The following is a 6229-nucleotide window of genomic DNA, read 5'->3' on the forward strand; positions in this document are numbered from 1 at the left end:
CTGCCGGACCCTCGGCCCCGTACCGCCCGTCGGCGGTACGGGGCCACCGGCCTTCCCCGGCCGTCCGTCGCCGCACCGGCCGCCGCCCCGGGCACCCCCGTGGCCCGGGCCGGCCCTCCCCGGGGGCTTGGTCGATGCGGTGAATCCAGGAAACGCCACGCCGGTCGGCCGGTCGAATGATTCGATTTCTTTCGAATCGGCCTGCGGAGGAGGGGTGTTCGTGATCCGGATCCGGCTGGGGTCCCGAGGGCTGGGAGGCGTCAGGTTCGCGGTCTCGCCGGTGGGCTCCGCCAAGGACCTGCTGCGCTTGGTCGGTGACAGTCCGGGCACCCTGACCCCGGCGTGGCGGGCGAGGGCGACGGAGGCGCTCACCCGGCACCGGCTCGGGCTGCTGGCGGTGGTCGGCGGGGGAGGGCCGCTCGGCTACGCGCCGGACTTCATCCGGCCGGAGCCACCGGCGTTCCTGACGGACATCGACACGGCGCTGCACCAGATCGCGACGACCCCGCGCGAGCGGATCCGCTACGAGCTGGAGGGGGCCGTCAACGGCCATGCGTGGGACGCCGGTTCGGGCCGTCCGGCGCCGACGCGGCTCCTGCGGGCCCTGGATCGCGGGGAGGAGCGCTTCGCGCACCGGCTGGCCGACGAGATGTCGCGGTTCTGGCACGCGGCGCTGGAACCGTCGTGGCCGGCCATCCGGGCCCGGCTGGAGGCCGATGTCGCGGCGCGGGCCTCGGAGATCGTGCGGTGCGGGCTCGGGGAGACGCTGAACGGGCTGGCCCCGAACCTGGAGTGGCGGGACGGGGAGTTGGTCGTGCACTTCCGTGCGGAGAGCATCCACCAGCTGACGCTGGAGGCGGACGGGGTGATCCTGACGCCGAGCGTGTTCGTCGACTGGGCGCTGTTCTGCGCGGGGGAGCCACCGGGCGTGCCGGCGCCGCGTACACCGTTGATCGTCTACCCGGCCGCGCAGGTGGATTGCGTGCCGCCGGAGCGGGAGCACGCGCTGATCGGCGCGACGCGGCAGAAGCTGCTGGCGGAGCTGGGGCAGCCGAGGACCACGACGGAGGTCGCGAGGAGGTTGTACTTGAGCCCGGCGACGGTGTCGTACCACCTGCAGATCCTGCACCGGGCCGGGCTCGTGAGCCGGGCCCGGCGGTCGCGGGAGGTGCTGTATCAGCGGACGGGAGGGTAGTCGAACTCGCCGGTTTTGAGGGCGTGGAGGAGATCGGCGAGGGCGGCGGGGGTGGTGCGGAGGACGAGGTGGCCCTCGTCGGACTCCCGGAGTTCGACCGTGTCGCTTACTGTGCGGACCTCCACACATTCGCTCGAAGCCCCGCTGTAGCTGGACTTCTGCCACTTGGAGTCACGCATACTTACCTCGCATTTCATCCCTGATGGATCGAATGAACTCGCGCGACTCGATCTCGGAGAGGGCGGTGGAGTTCAGGTGCTCGAAGACGCTCCGGTGGCGGATCAGACCTGGTTGGGCGTCGAAGAACATGCATCCGGCCACAGTATCCATCTGGAGCGTGGCGAGTTCGGGCACGGGGCCTTCGACGAACATGATGTTCTCGCCACAGCCTGGGAAGGTGTCGAGGTCGAAGGGGACTGCGCGTACTGAGACTCGGCCGGCCAACGAGTCCTCGATGAGGTGGTCGAGTTGGTCGGCGAGGACCCGGGCTCCTCCGAACTGCATCCGCAGTGCCGCTTCATGGATGAACGAGAAGTAGGGGAATCCGCCTTGGCGTGCTGCCGTCTTTCGCTGCATGCGGAAGGCGGTCCTGGCATCGAGGTCGTGGCTGGGGATGAAGGGGGCGAAACGCGAGAAAACCGCTGCTGCGTAGGCCTCGGTCTGTTGCAGGCCGGGAATGTAAGTCGTGGCCCAGGTCGAGATGCTGTGTGCGTTCGCCTCAAGCTCGGCGATCTCCAGGAAATCGGTGGAGAGGATCCCCCGGTACTCCTCCCACCAGCCCTTCCCGCGCTCCGAGACCATGGCGGCCAGCGCGTCGATCAGGGGCTGGTTGCCGCACATGCAGGCAGCGGCGATGGTTCGCAGCCTCTCGACGCTGATGCCGCCCTTCCCGCTCTCCATCTGCGTGATCTGAGCGGGCTGGATGCCGAGTTCGCGTGCCAGCTGGCTGCCGCCGAGGCCGGCCTGCTCCCGCATCCTCCGCAGTTCGGTCCCGATCCGCCGCTGGCGAAGGGTTGGGTTCGGTCGTAGCGCCATGATGACCAGTCTGCCGCAGGTCGGGAGGGTGGGGATGCCACGTTCGAGGGAACCCCGTCGCATCCGGCTCAAAATTGAGCCGGGCTGCGCTAGGGTCGGTCTCACTTCGGTCCGACGGATCGTCAGTAACGCCTGTCGCAGCAGGCGCCGCAGAGCAGCCGTGCCTTCTCCACGGCCTGGCTCACGGCGACACGTGTTCCGCCGGTTCCTCCCCACCTCACGCCTCGGGAGAACTCCCATGCGTCACATCAACACCCCCACCCTCGCCATCGCGCGTCACACCCTCCACGCCACCATGACCCGCATCGGCTGGCCGCCCGCCGTCATCTCCGACGCGCAGCTCGCCCTCGTCGAGCTGCTCGTCAACGCCTGGCGCCACGCGGACACCCCGGCGCCCCTGGTCGGGATCATCTCCGACAACGGCAACCTCCGGGTCTCCGTCACCGACGAGAGCCCGGTCCTCCCCTCCACCCCACCGCTGTCCCTCCTCGCCGAGTCCGGCCGGGGCCTCCAACTCGTCGCCGGCCTCACCCACCGCTGGGGCGTCGACCCCCACGAGCGCGCCAAATCCGTCTGGTTCGAGCTGGACGGAGCGGCCCACCGATGACCAGCAGCCCCTTCCCGATGCTGCCGACCGACCCCCGGATCCGGCACTACACCGACGGTCACATCCGCAGCCTCCTCGCCGAAGTCCAGGAGCGTGGAAGGAAGTTCGGCCTGATCTTCCCCTCCGCCGACACCGACCAGACCATCGACGGCCGCGTCCTCGTCCGCTTCAACACCGCTCCCGCGTCGACTCTCCTCAACCTCCTCGTCCTCCTCCTCGACGCCGAACGCGACTCCCCGTGCGACTCCTGATCGGGACAGCCCTCGCCGTCCTCCTCACCCTGGCGCTCTCCACCCTCGCCCTGGGCGTGGTCACCCTCCTCCGCACGGCCCCGCCGCCCGACGAGGACCCCTGACCCGCCGCCCCCGCCGCCCCGCGCGCCGGGGGCTGCGGCGCTACTCCTCAGGACATGTCGTATTCGTCCACGTCGAGCGGAGCCCCGACTGCGGTGAGGAAGTCCAGGACATCGCGGTCCAGATGTCAGCCGAAGAGGTTGGGGGCGTTGACACCGTCCGGCCGCCGCCCGGACGATCCGTCCTTGTCGTTGAAGTAGCGCACGACCTCCAGGACCGCCCCGCCGGTGCCGTCGGCGGCCAACCGGCCCGCGAGCTCCGCTATGCGGGCCGTGTGGGGCCGGAGCCTGTCGACGATGCGGGCGATCTGCTCGTCCACTCGCAGGCCGGGAGCCCGGCAGACGACCTTCCAGCTGTGGTCGGCGGGAATCACCCTCGGATCGGTGACGCGGCTGCCACGGACGGACACCTCGTCAGGAGTGACGCCCAGCCGCGAGGTCATCTCGTCGGCGGAGACGTGCTGACTGAACAACGCGAAGTACGCGTACTGGTGGAGAGGCGTCCGGCGAGGGTAGCGGCGCGCGCATCGCCCTGAGCGGGATTATCCGGGGGCCTCCGGATCCCGGCAGCCCGGCCTCCTCGCCTCGGCCATCACTGCGTGGTCACAGTTCTTCGCGCGGACGAGGATGCCAGACCTTCCAGCCTCGCCACCGTGCTCCGGGGCCACTGTGTTGCCCCTTCGGGCCCGCCCTTGGCGGCCCTTCACGCACTGGATCAAGGCCCATGAAACGGTGACGATGACCTCGACTTCTTCCACGGTGACCCTCATCGAGGGACTACCGCCGCTGCCACCGGGGAAGCACGAGAAGTCGGCCGGTCCGACTTCTCGCGGGGCCGGGCCGGTCCGGTCCTGTCCGCGCGGCCGTGACGGCGCCGGGAGGCGTTCAGCCGCTCGGTTCGGCGAGGACGGGAGTCAGCATCGACTCGACGGCGTCCTGGCTCTGGCCGCCGAACGCGCGGGCTGCGAGCTTGCCGTCGCGGTCGACCACGATCGTCGTGGGGATGAACTGGGGATTGAGGGTCCCCTTGGGGAACTTGAGGAGCTGGGTGCCGGCGGGATCGAAGATGCTGGGGAAGGTGACGCCCTTCTCCCGCTCGAACGCGATGGCGTTGGCGGCGTCGGCGTCGCGGGTGTTGATGCCGAGGAACTGGACGCCTTGGCCCTGGTACTTCGTCCAGATTTCCTCCAGGCCCTTGGCCTCGCGGCGGCAGGGGTCGCACCAGGAGCCCCAGAGGTTCAGGACCACCACCTTGCCCCGGTAGTCGGCCAGTTGGACGGGCCGGCCATCCAGAGTGGTGCCGGTGACGTCCGGCGCGTCGGGACGGTGGCCGGCAGCGATGGCGGCGATGCCGTTGTGCGTCGTGGCTTGGGCGAAGCCGCCCTGGACGCCACCGGAGGACGACGTGGACGATGAACAAGCGGCGAGGGCGAGCGCGAGTGCGGCGGCGCCGGCGACTGCGGCTGTCAAGGCGTGGGCGCGCTTCGTACCAGACATGGGCAAGAGCTTCGCACGGAGCACGGGCGGAGCGGGGACCGGGGTTGGTGCCGCTGCGCGCCGGGCTCGCCCCCCGGATCCGGCACCGCACCGGCGACCACATTCGCGGCATGCTCGCCGAAGTCCTGGAGCACGGACGGAAGTTCGGCATGGTCTTCCCATCCGCCGACACCGACAGGACCATCGACGGCCGTGTCCTGGTCCGCTTCAACCCGGCGCCGGCCCCGACCCCCCTCAACCTCCTCGTCCTCCTCCTCGGCGCGGAGCACGAGTTCCCGTGCGATTCCCGATCGGGACGGCCCCCGCCGCCCCGCGCGCCGGGGGCTGCTGGATACTCCTTCATGCCCTCGACGCCCCCTTCACCGATCGAGGTCAAGGCCATGAAACTGTGTGGAATCCACTCTGGTTCCCCCGGCCGGACAGTGAGGTCAACGACGGTGGCAACAGCGGTTCGTGAGCAGCTCGCGAAAGCGCGGCGCTCGGCGGTCCATCTGGAGATGCGGGACGGCTACATGCTGGACGACCCCGAGTTCATCGCCTGGCAGCAGGGCAAGCGGCTTGATCCGATGGACCGCGAGTCGTGGTGGCGGTCGTGGCTCGACGTGGTGGCCGAGGCGACCGGTCGAGGGGTCGTCATGCGACGTCTGCGTGTGGTCTCCGAGCCGGTGACCGACTACATCCGGTACGAGTACGACGTGACGTTCCCGAACGTCGTGGCGGGAGAGGACGTGAGGTGGTTGCCGCGCTCCCGCGCCGGTGACCTGCTCCTGCCCGGCCTGGACGGCTGGGTGATGGACGGCGAGGTGGTGATCCTGCACCACTTCACCGGGGACGGGCAGTGGGCCGGGGCCGGCATGGAGGTCCGGACCGATCCCGAGCTGGCCAAGCGGTACCTGGCGGCCTACGAGGCCGCCTGGGAGCGGGCGACGCCACACGCGGAGTACCGTCCCGCCTGATCGGTTCCCGCCCATGGCCGTCTCGGCATCCCCAAGTGTCCTGCTCGACGTGACCGGCCCCGGCGAGGCCACCGGCCGGTTCCTGGCCGACCAGGCCAGTTTCATGATCGCCCGCCCGCACGACCGGCCGCCCCTGCCGGCGCTGGACCTGCTGCCCGGCGAGGAGCGTGCGACCCACATGGACCCGGCGGCGCTCGACGACCGGACCGGCGGGTGGGTGGCCCAACTCGCCGCGCCCGCGGCCGTCCGCACGGGTGTGGGGGAGCGGCAGATCCTCTGGGACCCGGCCAGCGGATCGCAGGCCCGGACGGCACCCGCCCCCGGCGGCGGCTGGACGGTGGCCCAGCGCGGGCCCGTGCGCCTGTGGGACCGGGTCGAGCCCGCGCTCCAGCGCTGGCAGGCGGCCGGTGCGCCGCCCCAGGACGCCTTCGGGATCACCGTGTCGGCGGCCGGGCAGCGTGTGTGGCTCGGCACCGAGGACGGACCGGGCTGGGACCTGCCCATCTGACCGGGGCCGTACCCGGCCGGGCCCACCGGCGCCATCGCGCCCGCGCCGGCCGCGCGGGGACTCGGGCGCGGCGCCGTCC

8 protein-coding genes and 1 pseudogene are annotated in these 6229 nt (G+C 70.9%); 5 read left to right on the forward strand and 4 right to left on the reverse strand.

Translation table 11 applies throughout. The annotated features are described in order from the left end of the window. Positions 1-220: 220 nt before the first annotated feature. Positions 221-1195: a helix-turn-helix domain-containing protein gene (locus ACFRMQ_RS36730; RefSeq protein ID WP_380735182.1), complete on the forward strand. Its 975-nt coding sequence runs from the start codon at positions 221-223 to the stop codon at positions 1193-1195. Here ACFRMQ_RS36730 and ACFRMQ_RS36735 read toward each other — a convergent pair. Further along, positions 1177-1374 carry a DUF397 domain-containing protein gene (locus ACFRMQ_RS36735; protein WP_380735183.1) on the reverse strand — a complete coding sequence of 66 codons (198 nt, stop codon included), beginning with the start codon at positions 1372-1374 and terminating at the stop codon, positions 1177-1179. The genes ACFRMQ_RS36730 and ACFRMQ_RS36735 overlap by 19 nt on opposite strands. Continuing rightward, entirely contained in the window at positions 1367-2230 is an 864-nt protein-coding gene (locus tag ACFRMQ_RS36740; protein ID WP_380735184.1) for a helix-turn-helix domain-containing protein, read from the reverse strand. Before ACFRMQ_RS36740 ends, ACFRMQ_RS36735 begins: the two co-directional genes overlap by 8 nt. A gap of 238 nt (positions 2231-2468) precedes the next feature. Between ACFRMQ_RS36740 and ACFRMQ_RS36745 the strand changes: the two genes are divergently transcribed. Then, positions 2469-2837 carry an ATP-binding protein gene (locus tag ACFRMQ_RS36745; RefSeq protein WP_380735185.1) on the forward strand — a complete coding sequence of 123 codons (369 nt, stop codon included), beginning with the start codon at positions 2469-2471 and terminating at the stop codon, positions 2835-2837. Then, entirely contained in the window at positions 2834-3088 is a 255-nt protein-coding gene (locus ACFRMQ_RS36750; RefSeq protein ID WP_380735186.1) for a hypothetical protein, read from the forward strand. Before ACFRMQ_RS36745 ends, ACFRMQ_RS36750 begins: the two co-directional genes overlap by 4 nt. Before the next feature lie 151 nt (positions 3089-3239). Here the strand turns inward: ACFRMQ_RS36750 and ACFRMQ_RS36755 are convergent. Together ACFRMQ_RS36755 and ACFRMQ_RS36760 are read right to left on the reverse strand one after the other, a co-directional pair. Further along, positions 3240-3662 (reverse strand): annotated as a pseudogene (locus ACFRMQ_RS36755) (DUF4279 domain-containing protein). 412 nt (positions 3663-4074) lie between these two features. After that, on the reverse strand, positions 4075-4686 hold the full coding sequence (locus tag ACFRMQ_RS36760) for a TlpA family protein disulfide reductase (RefSeq protein ID WP_380735188.1): 612 nt from the start codon (positions 4684-4686) through the stop codon (positions 4075-4077). A gap of 437 nt (positions 4687-5123) precedes the next feature. On the opposite strand from ACFRMQ_RS36760, the gene ACFRMQ_RS36765 reads away from it, so the two are divergent. Both ACFRMQ_RS36765 and ACFRMQ_RS36770 read left to right on the forward strand, forming a co-directional pair. Then, a complete protein-coding gene (locus ACFRMQ_RS36765) occupies positions 5124-5642 on the forward strand; it encodes a DUF6879 family protein (protein ID WP_380735189.1) in 519 nt (172 codons plus the stop codon). A gap of 13 nt (positions 5643-5655) precedes the next feature. After that, the gene (locus ACFRMQ_RS36770; RefSeq protein ID WP_380735190.1) at positions 5656-6150 is read left to right on the forward strand and encodes a hypothetical protein; all 495 of its coding nucleotides are present in this window, start codon (positions 5656-5658) and stop codon (positions 6148-6150) included. Positions 6151-6229: the final 79 nt, after the last annotated feature.

Source organism: Kitasatospora sp. NPDC056783, from assembly GCF_042789895.1.
GTDB lineage: Bacteria > Actinomycetota > Actinomycetes > Streptomycetales > Streptomycetaceae > Kitasatospora.

Excerpts from the sequence above, each read along its gene's own strand:
- ACFRMQ_RS36735 (WP_380735183.1), bottom strand. The coding sequence starts at position 1,374 with ATGCGTGACTCCAAGTGGCAGAAGTCCAGCTACAGCGGGGCTTCGAGC.
- ACFRMQ_RS36740 (WP_380735184.1), bottom strand. The coding sequence starts at position 2,230 with ATGGCGCTACGACCGAACCCAACCCTTCGCCAGCGGCGGATCGGGACC.
- ACFRMQ_RS36745 (WP_380735185.1), top strand. The coding sequence starts at position 2,469 with ATGCGTCACATCAACACCCCCACCCTCGCCATCGCGCGTCACACCCTC.
- ACFRMQ_RS36750 (WP_380735186.1), top strand. The coding sequence starts at position 2,834 with ATGACCAGCAGCCCCTTCCCGATGCTGCCGACCGACCCCCGGATCCGG.
- ACFRMQ_RS36760 (WP_380735188.1), bottom strand. The coding sequence starts at position 4,686 with ATGTCTGGTACGAAGCGCGCCCACGCCTTGACAGCCGCAGTCGCCGGC.
- ACFRMQ_RS36770 (WP_380735190.1), top strand. The coding sequence starts at position 5,656 with ATGGCCGTCTCGGCATCCCCAAGTGTCCTGCTCGACGTGACCGGCCCC.